Annotated in this window: 24 protein-coding genes; 7 read left to right on the top strand and 17 right to left on the bottom strand. The window is 71.3% G+C overall.

All coding sequences use genetic code 11. The features are described from left to right. Positions 1–18: 18 nt before the first annotated feature. The 10 genes from VSH64_RS08670 to VSH64_RS08625 all read right to left on the bottom strand — a co-directional run bounded on the left by VSH64_RS08670 (position 19) and on the right by VSH64_RS08625 (position 7,633). Complete coding sequence (locus tag VSH64_RS08670) at positions 19–927, bottom strand: universal stress protein (RefSeq protein WP_326837924.1); 909 nt, start codon at positions 925–927, stop codon at positions 19–21. Further along, entirely contained in the window at positions 924–1,535 is a 612-nt protein-coding gene (locus VSH64_RS08665; RefSeq protein WP_326834988.1) for a CBS domain-containing protein, read from the bottom strand. Before VSH64_RS08665 ends, VSH64_RS08670 begins: the two co-directional genes overlap by 4 nt. Before the next feature lie 183 nt (positions 1,536–1,718). Continuing rightward, positions 1,719–2,123, bottom strand: a complete 405-nt coding sequence (locus tag VSH64_RS08660; RefSeq protein ID WP_326834987.1) for a hypothetical protein — start codon at positions 2,121–2,123, stop codon at positions 1,719–1,721. Continuing rightward, positions 2,117–3,010 carry a universal stress protein gene (locus tag VSH64_RS08655; protein WP_326834986.1) on the bottom strand — a complete coding sequence of 298 codons (894 nt, stop codon included), beginning with the start codon at positions 3,008–3,010 and terminating at the stop codon, positions 2,117–2,119. Before VSH64_RS08655 ends, VSH64_RS08660 begins: the two co-directional genes overlap by 7 nt. Then, positions 2,997–3,266, bottom strand: coding sequence for a DUF1918 domain-containing protein (locus VSH64_RS08650; RefSeq protein WP_326834985.1), 270 nt, complete (start codon positions 3,264–3,266; stop codon positions 2,997–2,999). The genes VSH64_RS08655 and VSH64_RS08650 overlap by 14 nt, the downstream gene beginning before the upstream one ends. 127 nt (positions 3,267–3,393) lie before the next feature. Further along, positions 3,394–4,209, bottom strand: coding sequence for a universal stress protein (locus VSH64_RS08645; protein WP_326834984.1), 816 nt, complete (start codon positions 4,207–4,209; stop codon positions 3,394–3,396). A gap of 79 nt (positions 4,210–4,288) precedes the next feature. Continuing rightward, on the bottom strand, positions 4,289–5,161 hold the full coding sequence (ppk2, locus tag VSH64_RS08640; protein ID WP_326834983.1) for a polyphosphate kinase 2: 873 nt from the start codon (positions 5,159–5,161) through the stop codon (positions 4,289–4,291). Next, positions 5,161–5,787: a CBS domain-containing protein gene (locus tag VSH64_RS08635; protein ID WP_326834982.1), complete on the bottom strand. Its 627-nt coding sequence runs from the start codon at positions 5,785–5,787 to the stop codon at positions 5,161–5,163. The genes ppk2 and VSH64_RS08635 overlap by 1 nt, the downstream gene beginning before the upstream one ends. Next, positions 5,784–6,641, bottom strand: a complete 858-nt coding sequence (locus VSH64_RS08630; RefSeq protein WP_326834981.1) for a universal stress protein — start codon at positions 6,639–6,641, stop codon at positions 5,784–5,786. The genes VSH64_RS08635 and VSH64_RS08630 overlap by 4 nt, the downstream gene beginning before the upstream one ends. Further along, positions 6,638–7,633: an Acg family FMN-binding oxidoreductase gene (locus VSH64_RS08625; RefSeq protein WP_326834980.1), complete on the bottom strand. Its 996-nt coding sequence runs from the start codon at positions 7,631–7,633 to the stop codon at positions 6,638–6,640. The genes VSH64_RS08630 and VSH64_RS08625 overlap by 4 nt, the downstream gene beginning before the upstream one ends. A 176-nt stretch (positions 7,634–7,809) precedes the next feature. On the opposite strand from VSH64_RS08625, the gene VSH64_RS08620 reads away from it, so the two are divergent. The 6 genes from VSH64_RS08620 to VSH64_RS08595 are packed head-to-tail and all read left to right on the top strand — an operon-like array spanning position 7,810 to position 13,098. Further along, positions 7,810–8,499: a response regulator transcription factor gene (locus VSH64_RS08620; RefSeq protein ID WP_326834979.1), complete on the top strand. Its 690-nt coding sequence runs from the start codon at positions 7,810–7,812 to the stop codon at positions 8,497–8,499. After that, on the top strand, positions 8,496–9,875 hold the full coding sequence (locus VSH64_RS08615; protein ID WP_326834978.1) for a sensor histidine kinase: 1,380 nt from the start codon (positions 8,496–8,498) through the stop codon (positions 9,873–9,875). The genes VSH64_RS08620 and VSH64_RS08615 overlap by 4 nt, the downstream gene beginning before the upstream one ends. A 49-nt stretch (positions 9,876–9,924) precedes the next feature. Then, a complete protein-coding gene (locus VSH64_RS08610) occupies positions 9,925–11,334 on the top strand; it encodes a ferredoxin reductase family protein (RefSeq protein WP_326834977.1) in 1,410 nt (469 codons plus the stop codon). Positions 11,335–11,345: 11 nt separating this feature from the next. Continuing rightward, entirely contained in the window at positions 11,346–11,804 is a 459-nt protein-coding gene (locus VSH64_RS08605; protein WP_326834976.1) for an FMN-binding protein, read from the top strand. Further along, on the top strand, positions 11,801–12,544 hold the full coding sequence (locus VSH64_RS08600; protein WP_326834975.1) for an FAD:protein FMN transferase: 744 nt from the start codon (positions 11,801–11,803) through the stop codon (positions 12,542–12,544). The genes VSH64_RS08605 and VSH64_RS08600 overlap by 4 nt, the downstream gene beginning before the upstream one ends. Continuing rightward, positions 12,541–13,098, top strand: coding sequence for a hypothetical protein (locus VSH64_RS08595; protein ID WP_326834974.1), 558 nt, complete (start codon positions 12,541–12,543; stop codon positions 13,096–13,098). Before VSH64_RS08600 ends, VSH64_RS08595 begins: the two co-directional genes overlap by 4 nt. 52 nt (positions 13,099–13,150) lie before the next feature. On the opposite strand, the gene VSH64_RS08590 is transcribed toward VSH64_RS08595, so the two are convergent. The 3 genes from VSH64_RS08590 to VSH64_RS08580 form a co-directional block, all read right to left on the bottom strand. Then, positions 13,151–13,507, bottom strand: a complete 357-nt coding sequence (locus tag VSH64_RS08590) for a hypothetical protein (RefSeq protein ID WP_326834973.1) — start codon at positions 13,505–13,507, stop codon at positions 13,151–13,153. Positions 13,508–13,569: 62 nt separating this feature from the next. Then, the gene (locus VSH64_RS08585; protein ID WP_326834972.1) at positions 13,570–14,193 is read right to left on the bottom strand and encodes an NADPH-dependent F420 reductase; all 624 of its coding nucleotides are present in this window, start codon (positions 14,191–14,193) and stop codon (positions 13,570–13,572) included. Between the two features lie 119 nt (positions 14,194–14,312). Next, a complete protein-coding gene (locus VSH64_RS08580; RefSeq protein ID WP_326834971.1) occupies positions 14,313–15,047 on the bottom strand; it encodes an SDR family NAD(P)-dependent oxidoreductase in 735 nt (244 codons plus the stop codon). A gap of 140 nt (positions 15,048–15,187) precedes the next feature. Between VSH64_RS08580 and VSH64_RS08575 the strand changes: the two genes are divergently transcribed. Then, positions 15,188–15,760: a TetR/AcrR family transcriptional regulator gene (locus VSH64_RS08575; protein WP_326834970.1), complete on the top strand. Its 573-nt coding sequence runs from the start codon at positions 15,188–15,190 to the stop codon at positions 15,758–15,760. A gap of 601 nt (positions 15,761–16,361) precedes the next feature. Here VSH64_RS08575 and VSH64_RS08570 read toward each other — a convergent pair. Genes VSH64_RS08570 through VSH64_RS08555 form a run of 4 tightly spaced genes read right to left on the bottom strand, consistent with a single transcriptional unit; the run spans position 16,362 to position 19,766 of the window. Continuing rightward, positions 16,362–16,841 carry a type II 3-dehydroquinate dehydratase gene (locus VSH64_RS08570; RefSeq protein ID WP_326834969.1) on the bottom strand — a complete coding sequence of 160 codons (480 nt, stop codon included), beginning with the start codon at positions 16,839–16,841 and terminating at the stop codon, positions 16,362–16,364. A 12-nt stretch (positions 16,842–16,853) separates the two neighbouring features. Continuing rightward, positions 16,854–17,657: a citryl-CoA lyase gene (locus tag VSH64_RS08565; protein ID WP_326834968.1), complete on the bottom strand. Its 804-nt coding sequence runs from the start codon at positions 17,655–17,657 to the stop codon at positions 16,854–16,856. Between the two features lies 1 nt (position 17,658). Then, a complete protein-coding gene (locus VSH64_RS08560) occupies positions 17,659–18,963 on the bottom strand; it encodes a CaiB/BaiF CoA transferase family protein (protein WP_326834967.1) in 1,305 nt (434 codons plus the stop codon). Further along, positions 18,960–19,766: an IclR family transcriptional regulator gene (locus tag VSH64_RS08555; RefSeq protein ID WP_326834966.1), complete on the bottom strand. Its 807-nt coding sequence runs from the start codon at positions 19,764–19,766 to the stop codon at positions 18,960–18,962. The genes VSH64_RS08560 and VSH64_RS08555 overlap by 4 nt, the downstream gene beginning before the upstream one ends. Positions 19,767–19,838 lie beyond the last annotated feature (72 nt).

Here is a 19,838-nt window from a genome sequence, read left to right as displayed (position 1 = left end):
CCGCGGCACGATCATGGGTCACAGCGGATGATCGCTCCCCCGGCGCACGACCAGCACCGGGCACGACGAATGGTGCAGCAGGGCCTGGCTCGTCGAGCCGAGCAGCATGCCCCTGAACCCGCCGCGCCCCCGGCTTCCCACGACCACCAGTTGCGCCCGGTCGGACTCGGAGAGCAGGGCGTGCCGCGGCCGGTCCCGCGTCACGATCCGCCGGACCCGGACATCCGGGTACTTTTCCTGCCACCCGGCGAGCCGCTGCGCCAGCAGTCGCTCCTCCCCCGGCTCGAGAGACTCCGGCTGCGGGATGAGCCGCGCGGTGCTTCCGGGGCCGTCGTAGGTGACGTCGTTCCAGGCGTGCAGAGCCACGAGCGGCACGCCGCGGAACCCGGCTTCTTCGAACGCCGCGGCGATGGCCGCCTCACTGTTCGGGGTGCAGTCCACGCCGACCACCACCGGCCCCTCCGAGGGGACCGGGCCGTCGCCGTGGCGGCCGCGGATCACCGCGACCGGGCAGCCGGCGTGGCTCGCGACGGTCGCGGCCGTGCCCCCGACGAGCATCCCGGCGAACCCGCCGGTGCCCGTCCGGCCGAGCACGACCATGCGGACGCGCTTCGACCGGTCGAGCAGGCCGGCCGGGGGTGCGTCCGCCACCACCTCGGTGCGCACGGTCAACGACGGGCCGATCGAAAGCGCGAGTTCCCTTGCCCGCTCGGTGATGCGTTCACCTTCGAGGCGCAGTTGCCCGAACAACGCGTCGCTGCCGGCCGGCCCGCCGCCGTAGTACAGCGCAGCGACCTGAAGGCAGTGCACCACCTCGAGTTCGAGCGCTCGCGCGGACGCCAGCCGCGCGGCCCACCGCACGGCTTCGCCGGCACCTTCGGAGCCGTCGACGCCCACCACGACGGTGGCGCTGTCGTTCGGTGTCATGACCATGGGCCCTGCCCGGCCGCGACGGTTTCCGCGCCGACGACACCCGGCACGGCGAGCGCGAGCAGGGTCGCGACGTGCCGGTCGATCTCATCGTCGAAGCGGTCGACGATGCGCACCGCCCCGTCGTGGACTTCCACCTTCCACCGGCCGGTACCGCCGTAGACCTCGAGACGGTGGCGCACGTCGGTGGCGATGGCCGCGTCGCCGCGCGCGAGAACCCGGACCACGTCGCCCCGGGTGACGATGCCGACCAGCCGGCTGCCCTCGACGATCGGCATCGCCCTGATCCTCCCGTCGACCAACGCCTGGCACAGGTCGGCCACGTCGGTGCCGGCGGACATCGCGGTGGCCGGGGTGGTCATCACCGACGCCACCGCCGTGTCGACCGGCGCGGACGGCTCGGGCCGCAGGTGGGCCGACCGCGCGTCGGCAGGGACCTGGCTGATCAGATCGGCTTCCGTGACGATGCCGACGAGGCGTTCGTCGTCGTCGACCACCGGCAGCGCGGTGAAGCCGTGCTCGGACAGCACTTCGGCCGCTTCCTTGACCGGTGCCCCTGGGCTGATCGTGACCACGGGGGCGGACATCAGATCTCGTGCACGCATCGGGTTCTCCTTTCCCCTTGTGCTGCACCGAAAAATAAGCAACTTCGGGGGCACGGCGCGTCGGTCCGGAGTCACCGCCGCGAAGGACCAACGTCCTCGGTTCGCGGAGGTTCCAACGCCTGCGCCACCGTCTCCCACGCGGGCGGCACGTCGTCGGCGGCGAGCGCGCCGGCGCCGATGTCGTCACGCGCCCACCACTCGCTGTGTGTACCGGCCGAGCACGGCGAGCAATCCCGCCATGGCGACGGTCATCCACTGGGCCGGCTGGTGGGCGCCGATCACCGTGAACTGGATCGCGAGCCACCCGACGAGCACGGCACAAGCTGCGTAGGCGAAGTACGGGGCACGCCGGTCGGTCCGCCACGCCACCGCGGCGGCGAGCCCGAGCACACCCCCGATCGCCACCGCGAGCGCCGCACCCGGCAGCACCCAGCTGTGCAGCCCCAGCGGCGCGAGGTCCGCCGTCGGCAGGTCGAAGCCCGGCGCCCTGGCCATCAGCCCGATCCCGCCCACCACCGCGCTCAACGCGAACAAGGTCTCGTACACGGCGAGGGCGTGCAGCGCGGCCCGGCCGCGCCGGGTCAGCACGTCCTGCTCCCCGGCCGGACGACCGCGACCGGGCACGCCGAATGCACCAGCAGCGCCTGGCTCGTGGAACCGAGCAGCATCCCGGTGAACCCACCGCGGCCTCGGCTGCCCACCACGATCAGCCGGGCGTCCGCGCCGCGCTCCAGCAGAGCGCGGACCGGCCGGCCCCGAACCACGACCACGCGGACGGGCAACGCGGGGAACTCGGCGCGCCACGGCGCGAGCTGCTCCTCCACGAGCCGACGCTCCGCGACCTCGACACTTTCCGGATCGAAGCCGCGTTTGCGAAGCACTCCTTCGGGTGTGATCTCGCTCCAGGTGTGCACGGCGACGAGCTCGGTGCCGTGAGCAGCGGCCTCACCACACGCGAAGCCGAGCGCGTCCGTGCTGTCGGGCGAACCGTCGAGTCCGACCAGCACCGGGCCCGCCGAAGGTGGCGGATCGTCGGGTTTCGGTCCCCGCACCACGACCACCGGGCACGGCGAGTGGGCCGCGAGCGCCACCGCGGTCGAGCCGACGAGCAATCCGGTGAACCCACCGAGACCACGCGAACCCAGCACTGCGAGGTCGACGTCGGAGCTCTCCCCCAGCAGCACACCGACACGACTGCCTTCCACCGCGCACCGCTCGATCGGCAGCGACGGTCGCTGCTCCAGAACCGCGCTCTCGGCTTCGGCCAGCCACGATTCGGCGCGCGACCGGAACCCCTCCCGCACGGCCCGCACCGCGATGCCCGAAACGCCTGGGGACGGGACCACGTAGGCCTGCACCAGCCGCAGCACCGCACCACGGCGCGCGGCGGCTTCGGCAGCCCATACCGCGGCGTGCACCGCCGAGGCCGAACCGTCGATGCCGGCCAGGACGGTCCGCCGCTCAGGTCCGGCCATGGTGGACACCCCCGCCACTGCGCGCCGGCTCGAGCCGGCGCGGGTCCTTCGGGTCCTGAGCGGTGATCCCGGCTTCGCTCAGCACCACCGCGTCGGGACCCGGGCACACCGTCGACAAGTGATCGGCGGCGAGGCGGCGGACGGTGAAGGGCGGGGTGCTCGCCGGCCCGCCGACGGAGCGGATGCGGCCGCGTCGCTCGGGCAGATCGACGCGGACCCCTTTCCCCACGGGCCCATCGCCTCGTTGTGCGAACATCGGTCCTCCTTTCGGCCGGGTGAACCACCTCGACGGTTCCGCGAGCGTGGCTCCGGCCTTGTCGTGCCGTGAGGCGGACGGGTTCCGGCCTCGCGTGCGCACCGACGCTTCGTTCTCCAGGCCGAGCTCAGTGCACGACCGCGACGGGGCACGACGACTGGCTGAGCAGCCGGTTGCCGGTCGACCCGAAGAGCCCGCCGCCGACCGGGCCACGCCCCCGGGTGCCGATCACGATCAGCTGGGCGTTCTCGACACCCTGCAGCGCTCGCGCGGCCGAGCGGTCGCGCACGGCCCGCGTCCGCGTGAGCACGCCGGGGTAGCGGCCGGACAGGTCTTCGACTCGGCGACTCAGGGCTTCGGCCTCACTCTCCGCTTCGGCATCGAGGGCTTCCGGCTCCTCCAGGAGACTTTCGTGCCACGCGTGCACCACGACCACCTGCACGTGCCGGCTCCGGGCGGCGGCGAACGCGAACTCGAGCACCCGCTCGTCACCGGCGCCACTGACGCCGACGGCGACGGGTCCGTCCGGCTTCACCCGGCCGCGGACGACCACGACGGGACAGCGGGCGTTCGCGGCGACGCGCAGCGCGACCGAGCCGACGGCCACGCCACGCAGGCCACCGATCCCGTGTGAGCCCAGTACGAGCAGGGCCGCCTCCTCCGAGAGCCCGACCAGCAGTTCGCCGGCGAGCCCGAGGCGGATCAGGTACTCGGTCGCGACCCCCGGCGCGGTGGCCTCGGCGACCTGCGCGGCTCGCCGGATCCAGCGGTGCGCCCGTTCGAGCAGCCGCTCCGTCTCCTCGGTGGGCGTGCCGCGGACGAGATCGGCGTCGTCGAAGATCCCGGCGTGGAACAGCACCAGCCTGCGGTGACCGGACCACGCTTCGGCGGCCGCCCAGCGAACCGCCGCGAGCGCCGCTTCCGACGCGTCGATTCCCGCCACGACAGCCCCTCGGGCCGCTGCCTCGGTCACCTCGTGCCTCCGTCCGCCGCCGGGATCCCCGCAGCCAGACCACCGTCGCTCAGGAACGCCGGCCCCGATGAGGGGCCGAAGTCCCTTCCCCGGAGGACGAAAGCGCGGATCCCTTCAGCAGGGTCGCCGCGTGATCGGGTACCTCACGTTGCAGTCGCCGGTCGGTGCGGGTGTAGCCCCCGTCGGGCGACCTCGGCGGCAGCGTCACGCGGTCGCGGGCGATCTCGTGGTACGGCACGCTCCCGAGCAGGTGGGCGATCATGTTGATCCGGCCGCGCCGCTTGTGGTCGCTGTCCACGACGAACCACGGCGCCTCCGGGATGTCCGTGTGCACGAACATGTCGTCCTTGGCTCGCGAGTAGTCGTCCCACCGCGGCACCGACACCAGATCCACGGTGGACAGCTTCCAGCGCCGGAGCGGATCGTCGAGGCGAGCCCGGAACCGGCGTTCCTGCTCGTCCCGGCTCACCGAAAACCAGTATTTGCGCAGCAGGATGCCGTCGCCCACCACCAGGCGCTCGAAGATCGGGCATTGCTGCAGGAACCGGCGGTACTCCTCGGCGGTGCAGTACCCGAGGACCCGTTCCACTCCCGCGCGGTTGTACCAACTGCGATCGAACAGAACGATCTCACCGGCAGCGGGCAACAGCTCCACATACCGCTGGAAGTACCACTGCGTGCGCTCGCGTTCGGTCGGTTTCGGCAGCGCCTCGATCCGGACCACCCGCGGGTTGAGGTGCTCGGTGACCCTCTTGATCGTGCTGCCCTTCCCCGCGGCGTCGCGGCCTTCGAACACCACCACCAGACGGGTGCCCTCCGCGCGCACCCACTCCTGCAGCTTCACGAGCTCGATCTGCAGCCGAGCCAGCTCGTGTTCGTAGACCGGGCGGGAAAGGCGGCCCCGGGCGTCCTTGCCGGTCATCACGTGTTGTCCCAGACGTAGTCGAGGCCGTTGGAGACCGACACCACCCCCGGGATCGCTTCGACCGCGGCCGTGACGGGGGTGACCTCGCTGCGCCGCTCGACCCGGCCGGCGATCGTGACCACCCCGTCGCGCACGACGGCGCGCACCCGACGGGGGCCCAGCCGCAACTCGGTGCGCAGCAGCGCGGTGACGTCGCGCTCGATGTCGGCGTCCGGGCGGGAGAACGCTTCGACCAGATCGCGCCGGGCCACGACCCCGACCGGACGTCCGTCGGCCACGACGAACAGCCGCCGCGGGCCGTTCGCCGCGAACCGGCCGGCGACGACCGACACCGGTTCGTCGGCGGCCACGGTCAGCGCCGGGCTCGTCATCACGTCCCGCGCGGTGCGCGGCCTCACCGGGCTCCGGCGCCGCCCGCGCCCGTGGTGCACGGGCCGCAGCAGCCGCACGAGGTCCACTTCGGACACGACACCGACGATCGTGCCGCCGCGGTCCACCACGGCGACCGCACTGATCTCCTGGCGCGTGAGCGTTTCCGCGATCTCCTTGACCGGGGCCTCCGGCCGCACGCAGATCGGGGCCGGGGTCATCACCTCGGAAACAAGGGTGGTCGTCGTGGTCATCGGTCCTCCGTTCTCGGGCTTCGCGCACCGGGCTCGCCGCCCACGACCAGCACCGGACAGTCGGCGTGGTGCAGCAGGGCATGGGTCGTCGAACCGAGCACCATGCCGGTGAATCCACCGCGGCCACGGCTGCCGAGCACGACCACGGCCGCCTCTTCGCTGCGTTCGAGCAACCGGTCGCGCGGCCGGTCGCGTTCCAGGACCGGCTCCACGTCGACGTCGGGAAAGCGTTCGCGCCACCCGCCGAGGCGCTGCGCGAAAGCACGCCGTTCCGCCTCGCCCAGGCGCACGCCCAGAGCCGCGGGGCTCACCGCGAACCTCCGGCCGTCGTAACCGTCGTGCACAGCGTGCAGCGCCACCAGCCGCGTGCTTCGGCGAGCCGCTTCCTCGAACGCCCACGACACCGCGGCGTCGCTCACCGGGCTGCCGTCGACCCCGACGACCACCGGTCCGGCCACCCGGTCGGCACCGGCGCCCCGCACGACCACCACGGGGCACCCGGCGCGCGCGAGCAGATCGGCGTCCGGTGTCCCCGCCAGCAACCCGGACAACGTCCCGGTCGGTGGCCCCAGTGCCAGCAAGAGCGCGTCGGCGGAGGCGGCACGCAGCGCGGACTCCACGTCGGCCACGCTCGTCGCCGTGGCGATCGGCACTTCCGTTGCCGTGGCGGTCAGTTCATCCCGCACCGCTTCGGCGATCTTCTCCGCCGCGGTCCCGAAGCGGTCGGCGCCGGCCTCGGCAACGGTGAGCACCGTCAGCGAGGTGCGCCACAGCGCGGCTTCCCGGACCGCCCACCGGGCCGCCACCACGGCCGGCTCGCTCCCGTCGACCCCCACGACGACCGCCCCGCTCACCGCTGCCCCCGGGTTCCGGCGAGCACCTCGCCGAGCGCGCGGCGGACACTCGCCGGAGCGGTGTGCGCCGTGCGACCGAGGCGCAGGAACACCTGTGGAAAGCCGGCGAGGTGGCGGTCCTCGCACAGAGCCGAACGCACTTCGGGCACGTGCAACGGCTGCGTCAAAACCGCGGCGGACAGGCCGAGGCGGACCGCTTCGAGCCAGCCGCGCTCCAGCGCGTAGCCGGCGCGGACGTGGTCGGCGCGGCCGTCGTCCGCGGTCACGACGAGCAGCAAGGTCTCGGCAGCCAGCCGGGAACGCAGCACCCGCCGATCCGGCAGCTCCGTGGTGCGACGGACGAGTCCCGCCCAGGGCAGCTCCCCGCCCGGAACCACCGTGCGACCGAGCCCCACCCCGTGACGGTGGCTCGCTTCGTCGCGGATCGTCCACAGCGCGAGCTCACGCTGATAGGCGCCGTCGCCACGCAGAACCCGCGCGGCGTGGTCGAACAGCTTCACCAGCCCGGCCGGATCCGTGACCGGCACTGCCTCGACCCCGGTCTCCACTACCGTGCGGATCACTTCGTGGAGCTGCTCGCCCGTGGGCGGCCCGAGGAACCGTGCCCGGGTACTGCGGCGCCGTTCGACCGCGGTGAAGGCGTGCAGTTCCTCGGCCGTCGGCGGCAACACGGTCGCCGCCTCGACACGGGCGACCACCTCCGGACACGCCGGATCGGGCAGGATCGCCACGTCCGCCCGCCGGCCCAGCACCCGCACGGCCAGCTCGAGGTTGGCCAGCGCGGTGCCGCACGACATCGCCAGATCACGGCGGCCCGGATCGTGGTGGGGCAACGCCACGTCCGTCCGCTCCCGCAGCACCACGGCCCCCGCCTCCGGCTCCACGATCCACGGCTGGGTGTTGTGCACCGACGGCGCCCTCAGCACCGCCCGCGCGAGGACCTGTGCCTCCGCGTCCGTCCAGTCGGGTGCGGAATCGGCGTGTGCGGTCACGGTTGCTCCCGTCGGACTGGTCCGGCTCTGACCACCTCAGCCAACCGCGCCCCGCCGACCCCTCGCGCCGTCCACAAGCCACCGGGTCGAGGGACGAACGTCACCGATCGGGCGGCAGCTGTCCGGTCGACGAGCGCTCCCCTAGCCCGCACAGCGACGCCGGGCATGATGACGCCATGCACCACCGCGTCCTGCTCGCCGACGACGATCGCGCCATCCGGGAGTCGCTGGTGCGCGCGCTCGAGCTCGAGGGGTACAGGGTCACCGAGGTGGCCGACGGTGTGTCCGCGCTGGCGCTGGCCCGGCGGGATCGTTTCGAGGTGCTGATCCTCGACGTGATGATGCCGGGCGTCGACGGGCTCGGCGTGTGCCGGGTGCTGCGCGCGGACGGGGATCGCACGCCTGTCCTCATGCTCACCGCCCGGGTCGAGCCGCCGGACCGGGTCGCGGGGCTGGACGCCGGCGCGGACGACTACCTGGTCAAGCCGTTCGACCTCGACGAGCTCCTGGCCCGGCTGCGGGCGCTGCTGCGGCGCACCGCGGCCGAAACCACCACCTCCGTGCCGCGGCTGCTCACGCTCGGCGCGCTGACCGTGGACCCGGCCGCCCGCCGCGTGCGGTGGCGGGACGTGGAGGTCGACCTGTCGAAGACCGAGTTCGACCTGCTCGAACTGCTGGTGCGCAATGCCGGGATCGTCCTCGACCGCACCACGATCTACCAGCGCATCTGGGGGTACGAGTTCGGTTCGGACTCCAAGAACCTCGCCGTCTACATCGGCTACCTGCGGCGCAAGCTGGACAAGGCCGGGGCGACGGACCTGATCCGCACGGTCCGGGGTGTCGGCTACTCGGTGCGCGCGTCGTGAACCTGCGCAGCACACTCGCGATCGCCTTCGCCGGTGTCGGCGCGGCGGCGAGTGTGCTCGTCGGGGTGTTCAGCTACCAGACCGCGTCCCAGCGCATCAGCGACGAACTCGACCGCTCGCTGCTCACCACGTCGGCGGAGGTGCAGGCCGGCGCTGAGCAGGTGCTCGCTCCGAGTCCGTTCACGAGGGGCCCGCACGACGACGACCACGACGAGTCCCAGCCCATGGCCGCGCAGGCCGTGTCCCCCGCCGGCGGCGTGCGACGCATCGGGGGCCGTCCGGTCGCCTTCGCGCTCGACGACACCGACCGCGCACTCGCGGCCGGTGGCCGGCCGGGCGACCACGCCTACCGGGACCTCACCGTGGGCCCGGACGACTACCGCGTGATCACCGTCGCGCTGGGGCCGGGCCGCGGGGCGATCCAGCTGGGCATCGACGTCGACGAGTCCCGGCACGTGCTGACCTCGCTCGCCGTGCGGATCAGCCTGGCCAGCGCCGTGGTCCTGGTGGGAGCCGCGCTGGCCGGCTGGCTGCTCGCGCGCCAGATCACCCGGCGGCTCGTGCGCCTCACCGAGGTGACCGAGCAGGTCAGCGAAGGCGGCACGGGGCAGGCCGACGTACCGGTCGGCGGGCGGGACGAGGTCGGGCGGCTGGCCGCGTCGTTCAGGCGCATGCTCGGCCGCCTCGCCGACGCCCGCGCCGATCAGGAACGACTCGTGCAGGACGCCGCGCACGAACTGCGGACCCCGCTGACGAGCCTGCGCACCAACGCCCAGGTGATGCGCCGCTTCGAGGAGCTGCCGCCGGACGCGCGAACCCGGCTGCTCGACGACGTCGACGGCGAAACCCGCGAGCTGACCCACCTGATCAGCGAGATCGTGGACCTCGCCACACACCGTTACGACAGCGAGGAAATGGTGCCGGTGGAGCTGGGCGCGCTCGCCGAGCGCGTGGCCGAACGGGTGCGCCGCCGGTCGGGACGGACCGTGGTGGTCGACGCCGACGACACCGTGGTGTCGGGCCAACCCCGGCGGCTGGAGCGGGCGGTGGCCAACCTGCTCGAGAACGCCGTGAAGTTCGACGCCGGTGGCAACGAGGCGATCGAGCTCACCGTCCGAAGCGGACGGATCGAGGTCCTCGACCGCGGCCCGGGAATCCCGGAAAGCGATGTGCCGCACGTGTTCGACCGTTTCCACCGCGCCGACGACGCCCGCGCGTTGCCCGGTTCGGGCCTCGGCCTGGCCATCGTGCGCGAGACCGCGCTCGCCCACGACGGCACGGTGTTCGCCGGCCCGCGCCCGGATGGCGGCGCCGTGGTCGGGTTCGGTGTGGGGCGGCTCTTACCGTTTTCTCACCCCGATCACGCCGGGGACTAACCGGGCTCCGGAAAGGTGGTGACACCACGTCACCACCAGGAGAGTCCGCATGTCCACCGTCCCCCTCACCGCGCACCGGCCGGGCACGCCGACCGGCCGCCGGGTCCCTGCCGTCCGCCGGTGGTGGCGCGACACCGCGGCTCTGGCGGCGTGGGCGACCCTGCTGTTCGTCACCGCGCTGTGGGTGGCGCACCAGGGCCTGCAGCAGCTGGGCTCGGCCGCGACCGCGCTCACGTCGGCCGGGCGCCTGAGCGGGTTGCTCTCGGCCGCGCTCCTTCTGCTCCAAGTGCTGTTGATGGCCCGGATCCCCTGGGTCGAGCGCAGCTACGGGCAGGACACGCTGACGCGCCGCCACCGGCTGGTCGGGTTCTCCTCGTTCGTGTTGCTGTGCCTGCACGTCGCGCTCATCTCGCTCGGCTACGCCGCGACCGACCACAGTGGCCTCCTCGCGGAGGTCTGGGACCTCGTCACCACCTATCCCGGCATGCTGCTCGCGACGGCGGGCACGGCCGCGCTCGTGCTGGTCGTCGTCACCTCGGTACGCGCCGCGCGGCGCCGGCTGCGTTACGAGTCGTGGCACCTGCTGCACCTCTACGCCTACCTCGGCGTCGGTCTGGCCCTGCCGCACCAGCTCTGGACGGGCGCGGACTTCACCGCCTCGCCCGTGGCGACGGTGTTCTGGTGGAGCGCCTACGCCGCCGCGGCCGGCGCCGTGCTGGTGTTCCGGGTCGGGCGACCGGTGCAGCTGAGCCTGAGCCACCGGCTCGTGGTCGACCGCGTGGTGCGCGAGGGCGACGGCGTGGTGTCGGTGCACCTGCGCGGCAGGCGGCTCGAGGAGCTGCCCGTAGCGGCCGGGCAGTTCTTCGTCTGGCGCTTCCGGCACGGCGCCGGGTGGACGCGGGGCAAACCGTTTTCCCTGTCCGCGGCTCCGGACGGCCGAGGCCTGCGGCTCACCGCACGCGATCTCGGACCCGGCAGCCGACGGCTCTCCTCGCTGCCCGTCGGCACCCGCGTGTGGTTCGAGGGCCCGTACGGCACCTTGACCGGCGCGGCCCGAACCCGGCGCGGGCTCACGATGTTCGCCTCCGGGATCGGCATCACGCCGCTGCGCGCCCTGCTCGAGGAACTCCCGTACGAGCCCGGCGGAGCCGTGTTGTTCTACCGGTTCTCGACGCCGGCGTCCGCGATCTTCGCCCGCGAGCTCGACCACCTGGCCCGCACCCGCGGCGTCCGGATCCACTACCTGCCCGGCCGGCGCGCGCGGGACCGCACGTCGTGGCTGCCGGCGAACTACGCCGCGGTCCCCGACCACGCCGTCCTGCGGCACTTCGTCCCCGACATCGCCGAGCACGACGTCTACGTCTGCGGCCCCGAGGCGTGGACCGCAGCCGTCACCGAATGTGCGTGGCGGAGCGGGGTTCCGCGGGATCGCGTCCACAGTGAACGGTTCAGTTGGTGAGGGAGCACGACATGCGCAGAATCGCCGTCGCGTTCGCGGCCACCGTCTCGGTCGTGGTACTGCTGTTCAGCTACCGCACCAGCACGGATCAAGGCCCCGCGACCACCATCGCCCAGTCCCCGATCGTCCGTCCACAAACGACCGCTCCCTCGGACACCGGTGCCGCCCCCGGTGCCACTTCGGGTTCGGCCTCCGGCGGCACGTTCACCGGTACGGCCGCGGACACGCCCTACGGACCGGTCCAGGTCGAAATCACCGTCACCGGCGGACGCATCACCGCCGCACGAGTGGTGCAGGTCCCCGAGGAGTCGGGCCGCGATGTCCGCATCAACTCCGCCGCCGTGCCCGTCCTCAACCAGGAGACGCTGCAGGCGCAGAGCGCGCAGATCGACACCGTCAGCGGCGCCACCTACACCTCCGAGGGCTACACCCAATCCCTCCAGGCCGCGATCGACGCGTCCCACCGATGACCGACCCCGACCGGCGTGCCTGGACGCGCGTGATCATGGGCCTGCCGATCAGCCTGCACCTGCGCGGCCCCGGCGTGCGCACGGACGCCGGGGTGGAACCCGCCGTCGACGCCGTGTTCGAGCACCTGCGCACCGTCGACCGGCTGTTCAGCCCCTACCGCCCCGACAGCCAAGTTAGCCTGCTCCGGCACGGCCGGCTCGCGCCCGCCGAACGGCACCCGTGGGTCGCGGAAGTCGCGCAGCTGTGCGACGAGGCCCGCGACCGCACCGACGGCTACTTCGACGCGCGCCTGCCCGGCGGCTACGACCCGTCCGGCCTGGTGAAGGGCTGGGCCGCCCAGAACGCGACGGCGCTGCTGGACCGCGTCCCCCACTACGACTTCTGCTTGAACGCCGGCGGCGACGTCATCACCCGCGTCCGCCGACCCGGCTCACCCGCGTGGCGCGTCGGCGTCGAAGACCCCCGCGACCGCACCGGGCTGCTGACGACGTTGACGGTGCGCGACGGCGCCGTGGCCACCTCCGGCACAGCCGCCCGCGGCCACCACATCGTGAACCCACGCACCGCGAAACCCGCCCGCACTCTGCTCGCCGCCACGATCTCCGGCCCGAGCCTGCTGTGGGCCGACGTGTTCGCCACCGCCGCTGTCGCCCGCGGCGGCGACGTCGCGCGCTGGCTGCGCTCACGCGCGCCCGACTACGAAGCCCACGCCATCACCTCCGACCGAAGGACCCGATGACCACCCTCAACGGCCTGCCCGCCCACATCCTGCTCGTGCACGCCATCGTCGTACTGCTCCCGCTGGCCGCGCTGCTCCTCGTCCTCAGCGCCCTGTGGCCGGCGGCGCGGCGCAAGCTGGCCGGCCCGAACGCGGTGCTCTCCGTACTCGTCCTCATCCTCGTCCCCATCACGACCGACGCCGGCGAATGGCTCGAACGCCGCGTCGCCTCGACCCCGCTCGTGCGCACCCACACCGAACTCGGCGACACCGCCGTCTACGCGGCCATTGCCGTCGCCGCCGTCGCGCTGGTGGTGTGGTGGCGCCACCGCGAAGCCTCCGGGCTCGCCGGCGCACCCGCTGCGGACCGCTCCGGACCCGGGCGATTTCTCAACCCGCGCAGGACCTTCCTCGCGCCCCGTTCCACCACGGTCACGGTCGTGATCGCCGTCGTCGCCATCCTCGCGGCCGGCGCTAGCACCTACGACATCTACCGCATCGGCGACTCCGGAGCTCAGGCCACCTGGCAGAACCAGTTCTCCGCCACACCGGCACCTCGCTCCCACAACCGATGACGGCGCGCACCCCGTACCCGGGCCCGACCGCCTCCCGCACCGGCTCGCGGGCTCAGCTCGAACCAGGACCGAGCGAACCAGCCGCCGGCGTCGGATCGGTCAACGATCGGTACAGCTCCACGTGCGCTGCGGCGGCCGCCGGCCAGGTGTGACGTTCCGCGAGCGCGACGCCGGCCGCGGCGGTGTCGCGCCTGGCGTCCCACGCCGCGCGGATCGAGGCCGCGAAGTCCTGCGGGGTGGAGGCGACGCCGTTGGGGATCACCGTCGCCTTGATGCCCCAGCCGGCAGCCAGTTCCGAGGCGACCGACGCCGACACGAAGACGTGGGCGAACGGCCTGTTGATCGCCCGCTCGTGACACGCGACGAGCTCCGGCGTGGTGAACGTGTCGAGGTGGTGCACCGTGCGCACGCATCGGGCTTCACGACCTTCATGCTCACGATCTGCTCATGAGGCCTACAGCGCGGTCGCGCTCAGCCGGAGAAGTCGTTGGCGCCGAGGGCGAAGTCCCAGTGGCCGACCCCGTTGCCGGCGAGGCCCACCGTGACTACGCCCGCGCCTTCCAGCCAGTGCGCCATTTTCAGGCCGCCGACGTCCAGTGAGCGGAGCCCGAGGCTCTTGATGAAGGCCGCTACGTCCGCCTTGGCCGGTGCATCGTCACCCGCGATGAAGACGTCGGGCCGCCCTTTCTCCAGGACGTTGCGGAAGATGGTGTTGAAGGCCTTCACCACGCTGGCATCGGCCGGAGCCACCTTGGCGACTTCTTGCGCGATCGAGGTCTCCTCACTGTGGGCCAGCCCGTCGAACGTGGCGTTGAAGGGGTTGCTGATCTCGACGATGACCTTGCCTGCGAGGGCGTCGCCGAACTGGGTGATGGCCGGAACGACAGCGTCGTACAGCAGGGCCGCGATGACGATGTCCCCGGCCGGGACGGCACCCCACTTTCCCGTTGTGGTGCCGCCGCCGAGAGCGTGGGCCAGGTCGGCGGCTTTGGACTCATCGCGGCCGATGATCTCGACGGTGTTGCCGCCCGCTACCGCCCGCGTGCCGATGGTGCGGGCCATGTTCCCGGTGCCGATGAAGCTGATGCTGCTCATGAGGTGTGCTCTCTTCCTTCTTCTCGCTGCCACGCAACACTTTCATCGTGTTGCGTGGCAGCGTCCGAGAACGGTTTCTTCGCCTGTGGTGGGCTGTGTTGCGCGTACCAGGTTTCGGCTCAGATCGCCGTGGTGCCGCCGTCGGCGACCAGTTCCAGGCCGTTGACGTAGCCGGAGTCGTCGGAGGCGAGGAACAGCGCGACGGCGGCGATCTCCTCGGGGCGGCCCATTTTTCCCCGCGGGATGAGGGATTCGAACGCGGCTTTGGTGGCTTCGTCGAACAGCTCTTCCTGCTTGGCCGTCGCGACCTGGCCGGGGGTCAGGACGTTGACCCGGATCTTGCGGTCCTTCAGCTCGTTGAGCCACACGCGGGCCCAGGCCTGCTGCACGGCCTTGCTACCGGCGTACAGGCTCCAGCCGGGGAAGGCCCCGAGTGAGGCGTTGGAGCCGGTCATGAAGACCGAGGCTCCGTCGTTGAGCAGCGGCAAGGCTTTCTGCACGGTGAACAGGGTGCCGCGCGCGTTGAGCGAGAAGGCGCGGTCGAACTGCTCCTCGGTGATCTCGCCGAGGACGGCGGGTTCGCCCATCCCGGCACTGGCCCACAGCACGTCGATCGATCCCTTTTCCTGCTTGACCGTGTCGTACAAGCGGTCCAGGTCGGCCAGGTCGGCCGCGTCACCCTGCACGGCGGTCACGTTCCGACCGATCAGCTCGACGGCTTCGTCCAGCGCCTCCTGCCGACGGGCCTGGATGAAGACGTGAGCTCCCTCGTCCACGAACAGTTTGGCGCCGGCCAGCGCCATACCGGTCGATCCGCCGGTGATCACCGCTACCTTGCCGTCGAGCTTTCCCACGAGCATTCCTTCGCCTCGCCGAGTGTTCGGAACCAGCCGGTGCGTTATGTACACCGTCCGGTGTGCTTAACCTAGCGGGCGACCGGCCGGAGGGCAAGTTATGTACACCGGTCGGTACCCGACTCGGCTATGCTGGACGCATGACGGAGTTGGAGAAGGGGCCCCAAGGTCGCCGCCGCGGCAGGGGTGCGCGCGAGCGGATCCTCAGCGCGTCACAGCAACTGTTCCGCGAGCAGGGCATCAATCGCACCGGCATGGACCAGCTCTGCGCGGTGGCCCAGGTATCGAAGCGCACGGCCTACCAGCACTTCGCCGGCAAGGACGAAGTGGTCGCCGAATACCTGCGCCACTTCGACCCCGACGTCTTGCCCGGGGTGTTCGACCGCACCGACCTCACCCCCCGCGAGCGACTCCTCGCGGCCTTCGACGTCCCGGCATCGACCCCTCTTTGCCCCTATATCGGGGCGGCCGTCGAACTCCACGACGCTCAACACCCGGCATCCGAATGCGCCCGCGACTACAAGAAAGCCATCGCCGCGCGGCTCGCCGAAACCGCCCGCGAAGCAGGCGCCACCAACCCCGAACAACTCGGCGAACAACTGGCGCTGCTCATCGACGGCGCCTCCGCCCGCACCCGAGTCCTCGACAGCGATTGCTTCCCCACCGCCGCCACCATCGCCGTCATCCTCATCGACAACGCCATCCCGGCGTGATCACCTCGGCAGTGCAGCCCTCACGCTGACAGCGATTGCGGTCACTGAACAGACCACGACCCAAAAGAGCGCCTCTATCTTGCCGACACGCACTCTGTCCGCGGCGGCTTCACCTTGCGGTTACCGCGTCGCCTTGGCCAGGGCCGCGCGGACGGCGTGTTCGCCGGCCGGCCCTTCTCGTTCGGGTACGGCCCGTAGGGGGTCCCCAGACCGGAGTGCCGGTCGCCTGCCACCAGCTGTCGGCCAGCGGTCCCGCCTCCACGACGCTGTGTCCAAGGGAATCGATGAAACCGCTCACCGCTGCCTTCGCCCGCTCCGAGTCGCCGGCGATCGGCAGGAACGAGCGGTCGGCCGCCCCTTTCGGGCGAGCGAGCGTTCGCCTATCGGGCGGCGCACGCGGTCGACGAGGATTGATCAAGCCCTGCCGGCCGATCGCCGGTCCAGTTCGAAAGGTTCGGCGCCCGGCCGGCGAGCCGGATCACCCGATGCCACGTCCGGCACAGACGCCCAGGGTCGCCCCGTCCTCCCGGCCAAGGCCCCGCTTGCGCCCATCGTGGTGCTGGTCCTCGCCGTTGCGCGGCACTCCGCCCCCAGGCTCGACTCAGTCGCGGACCACGTCGACCTCGACGTCGCGGCCGAGTTCCCGCTGCGGGCGAGCTCTGAAGACGAGTGCCTCGATGGCCAAGGCATAGCCGTGCCAGCCCGCGCCCGTCAGGTACACCGCGGCCGAGGTGGCGAAAATGTCGTTTCGTTCCCTTCCGTCGAGGGCGTGCCACTGCGAGATGTGCACGACGGCGAACGGATGGCCGGTATCGCGGATGGCGTCGAGGAGGGAGAAGGCGACGGGTGTCAGGCCGGCGGGGTTGATGACGATGGCTTCGATCTCGTTGCGGTGGGCGTGCACCCAGTCGACCAGAGCGCCTTCGTGGTTCGACTGGAAGTGTACGGCCGAGGCGCCGAACCGTGCTGCCGTTTGATCGACATCAGCGGAGATCTCGGCCAGCGTGGCGGTCCCGTACTTCTCGGGTCTGCGCTCCCCCAGCAGATTGAGATTCGGCCCGTGCAGGACGGCGATGCGCATGAGGCTCCCGTCTCAGCGGTAGGTGGGCAGGATCGAGGTCGGCATCGGGCCTTTGTTGCGCCGGCCCTGGTTCGATTCTTCCCAGGCGTGCGCGAGGATGCCGACGCTGCGGCTCAGCACGAAAAGGCCACGCGCGAGTTCCGGCGCGAAACCGAGCTCGGCGTAGATCACCGCGGTGGCACCGTCGATGTTCATCGGCACCGGCTTGGAGCGCCCTTGGTTCAAGAGGGCCTCCACCGCCCGCGCGGCCGCCGCGTGTCTGCCCTCGATGGTGCCGGCCGAGACCGCCGCGTCGACCAGGCTGAGAAGCGGGTTCCGGCGAGGGTCGATCGGGTGGAAGCGGTGGCCGAAGCCGGGCAGGTACGGATCGCGGGCGCGGTACTCGGCGACCACCTCCGCTGTCGCGTCGGACAGCTCGGCCCCGGCCGACTCGCGGGCCACGATCTCGGACAGCAGTTCGACGCACTGCTGGCCGGCGCCGCCGTGGGAATCGCCGAGAGCGTTGACGCCGGACGCCATGGCGTTGTTCATCCCGACGCCACAAGTGACGGTCATCCGCGCGATCGCGATGGAAGGGGCTTGTGGGCCGTGGTCGACCGAGGCGACCATGGCCGCCTCGAGCAAGGCGGCCTCGTCGGCCGTCGGGCTGCCGCCGCGGACCATGAGCCAGATCGTGGACACCAGCCCGCGATGGCCGATCAGCTCCTGCACCGGAATGCCTCTGAGCTCCACCACCCCGGGCTCCATCCGGCAGATGCCGTTGGCCCACCAGTCCGCGACGTCACCGGCTGTGGGCTGCGCGGGCGTGTCGGTCATGTCAGTCCCTTTCGATCGGGCCATGGGACACCTGGTCGGGTATCGGCCTGGTCGGTGACGGAATGCCGGTGGCGGGCCGCCAACGCCGGACGAGGTCGGCGACTTCGTCGTTGTGCTCGCCCAACCTCGGCGGTGCCGTGCCGGGCCGCAATGGCTCGCCATCGACGAGCACACCGTTGCCGCTGGTACGCAGTGTCCGTGCCGGGTCGCCCGGAAACCCGATGTCGGTGAAGAAACCGCGGTGGGCCAGTTGCTCCGACTGCAGCGCTTGGGGAACGGTCAGGATGCGGGCGGCGGGAACACCGGCCGCCGACAACATCGTCTCCCACTCCTGCGCGCTGCGAAGGCCCAGCGCGCGGTTGAGCTCTTCGTTGAGTTCCGCACGGTGGCGTTTGCGGTCTTCGCGATCAGCGAACCGCGGATCCGTCATCAGCTCCGGCCGACCTACGAGGCCGCACAGGGTCACGAACTGCTCCTGCCGGTTCGCCGCGATGTTGAGGGGACCGTCCGAAGCGAAGAACGTCCCGGACGGCGCAGCCGTCGCGTTCTCGCGGCCCATCGGTTCCGGAGGCGTTCCGCTGATGACGTAGTTGGAGACCACCCAGCCCATCGCCGAGATCGACGCTTCGAGCATGGACAGGTCGAGAAAGCTGCCCTCCCCGGACCGTTCACGGCCGACCAGAGCCGAAGCGATCGAGACCGCGGCCATGAGCCCGCCGACGGTGTCCGAGACGGGGAACCCGACCCGCAGGGGTGCGGTGTCCTCCGTTCCGGTGACACTCATCATCCCCGACAGGCCTTGGATGATCTGGTCGTAGGCCGGAGCCTGGCTCATCGGCCCCGACTGGCCGAACCCCGAGATCGCGCAGTAGACGAGGCGACCGTTGAGCTCTCGCAACCGGTCCCAGCCGAAACCGAGCCGGTTGAGCACCCCGGCCCGATAGTTTTCCAGGAGGACGTCGGCGCCCCGGACCAGGTCCTCGAACAGAGCCCGCTGAGCGGCGTCCTTCAGGTTCAGCTCGACCGACTTCTTGCCGGCGTTCTGCGCCAGGAACGAAGCTCCGAGGCCCGCCCGGTTGAGCTCCGAGTCCGGCCCCAGGTTCCGGGCCAGGTCGCCGGATCCGGGAACCTCGACCTTCACCACCTCGGCGCCGAAGAGCATCAGCTGGTAGCTGCAGTACGGACCGGCCAAGACGTTGGTCAGGTCCAGTACCCGGATGCCGCGAAGCGGTCTCCTCTGCATTCCCTCTCCTTGTGCGCCGGCCGCACCCCTGCGGACGGCACGTCGTTGTCGGGCCGGCTTCACCCGGCGAAGGGATGGGCGAACCCCCGCTCCGCCATGCGCGCGGCAACAGATTTGAGATCGGTGACGAACTCGGAAATCCGATCGTCGGGAAAACGCACCGTCGGGCCACTCAGTGACAAAGCCGCAACAACAGTCCCCGAGGCGCTGACAACGGGAACCGCGACCGCCGAGAGCCCCGCTTCGCGCTCGCCGTGGCTGAACGCGAAACCCTGCTCGCCGGCCTCGGCCACCGATTTCTGCAAAGCACTGACGTGATCAGGTCCGTAAGGTGAGCTGCGCGCGACCCGCGTCAACAGCGCCGGTGAAGCGTCGTGCAGCAGCACTTTCGACGAAGCACCCGCCCACAGCGGAAGTTCGTCACCCACTCGCACGACGTGCCGTAGCGACTGCGGACTCTCTTGCTGCGCAACACAAACTCGGTAAATGTCACGCATGACGTAGAGGTTGACGGTCTCCCGCTGACGATCTCCCAGCTCACGCATCAGCTGCTTGGTCTCCGCGGGGAGCTCCCAGCTCTGTTTGGCCAGATGCGCCCAGCGCCAGAGCCCCGGTCCCGCCATGTACCCCTTGGGCGTCGCCCAAAGGAGACCATTCTGTTCGAGGGTCTGTGCCAAGCGGATCACCGTCGTCTTGGCCAGACCCGTTTCCTTCACGATATCGGAGATCGACACCGTCGGCTGAGTTTCCGTCAACAGCGCCAGAATGTCCAGTGCCCGTTGGACACTGCGTACGCCCTGCGACTCGCCTTCCTGCGACGAGTTGTCCGCCTGATCGACGGCTTCTTCAGCACCGGCCCGCTTCATGACCAACTCTCCCCTTGCCCATTGTCGTAATCGCTTTGCCCAGCATCCTCGGCATTCGACCCGGATTTCGAA

Origin of the sequence: Amycolatopsis rhabdoformis (genome assembly GCF_035918295.1) — a bacterium.
Lineage (GTDB): Bacteria > Actinomycetota > Actinomycetes > Mycobacteriales > Pseudonocardiaceae > Amycolatopsis > Amycolatopsis rhabdoformis.
The sequence above is the reverse complement of the archived record's forward strand: the minus strand, read 5'-3'. Positions and strand labels throughout refer to the sequence as shown.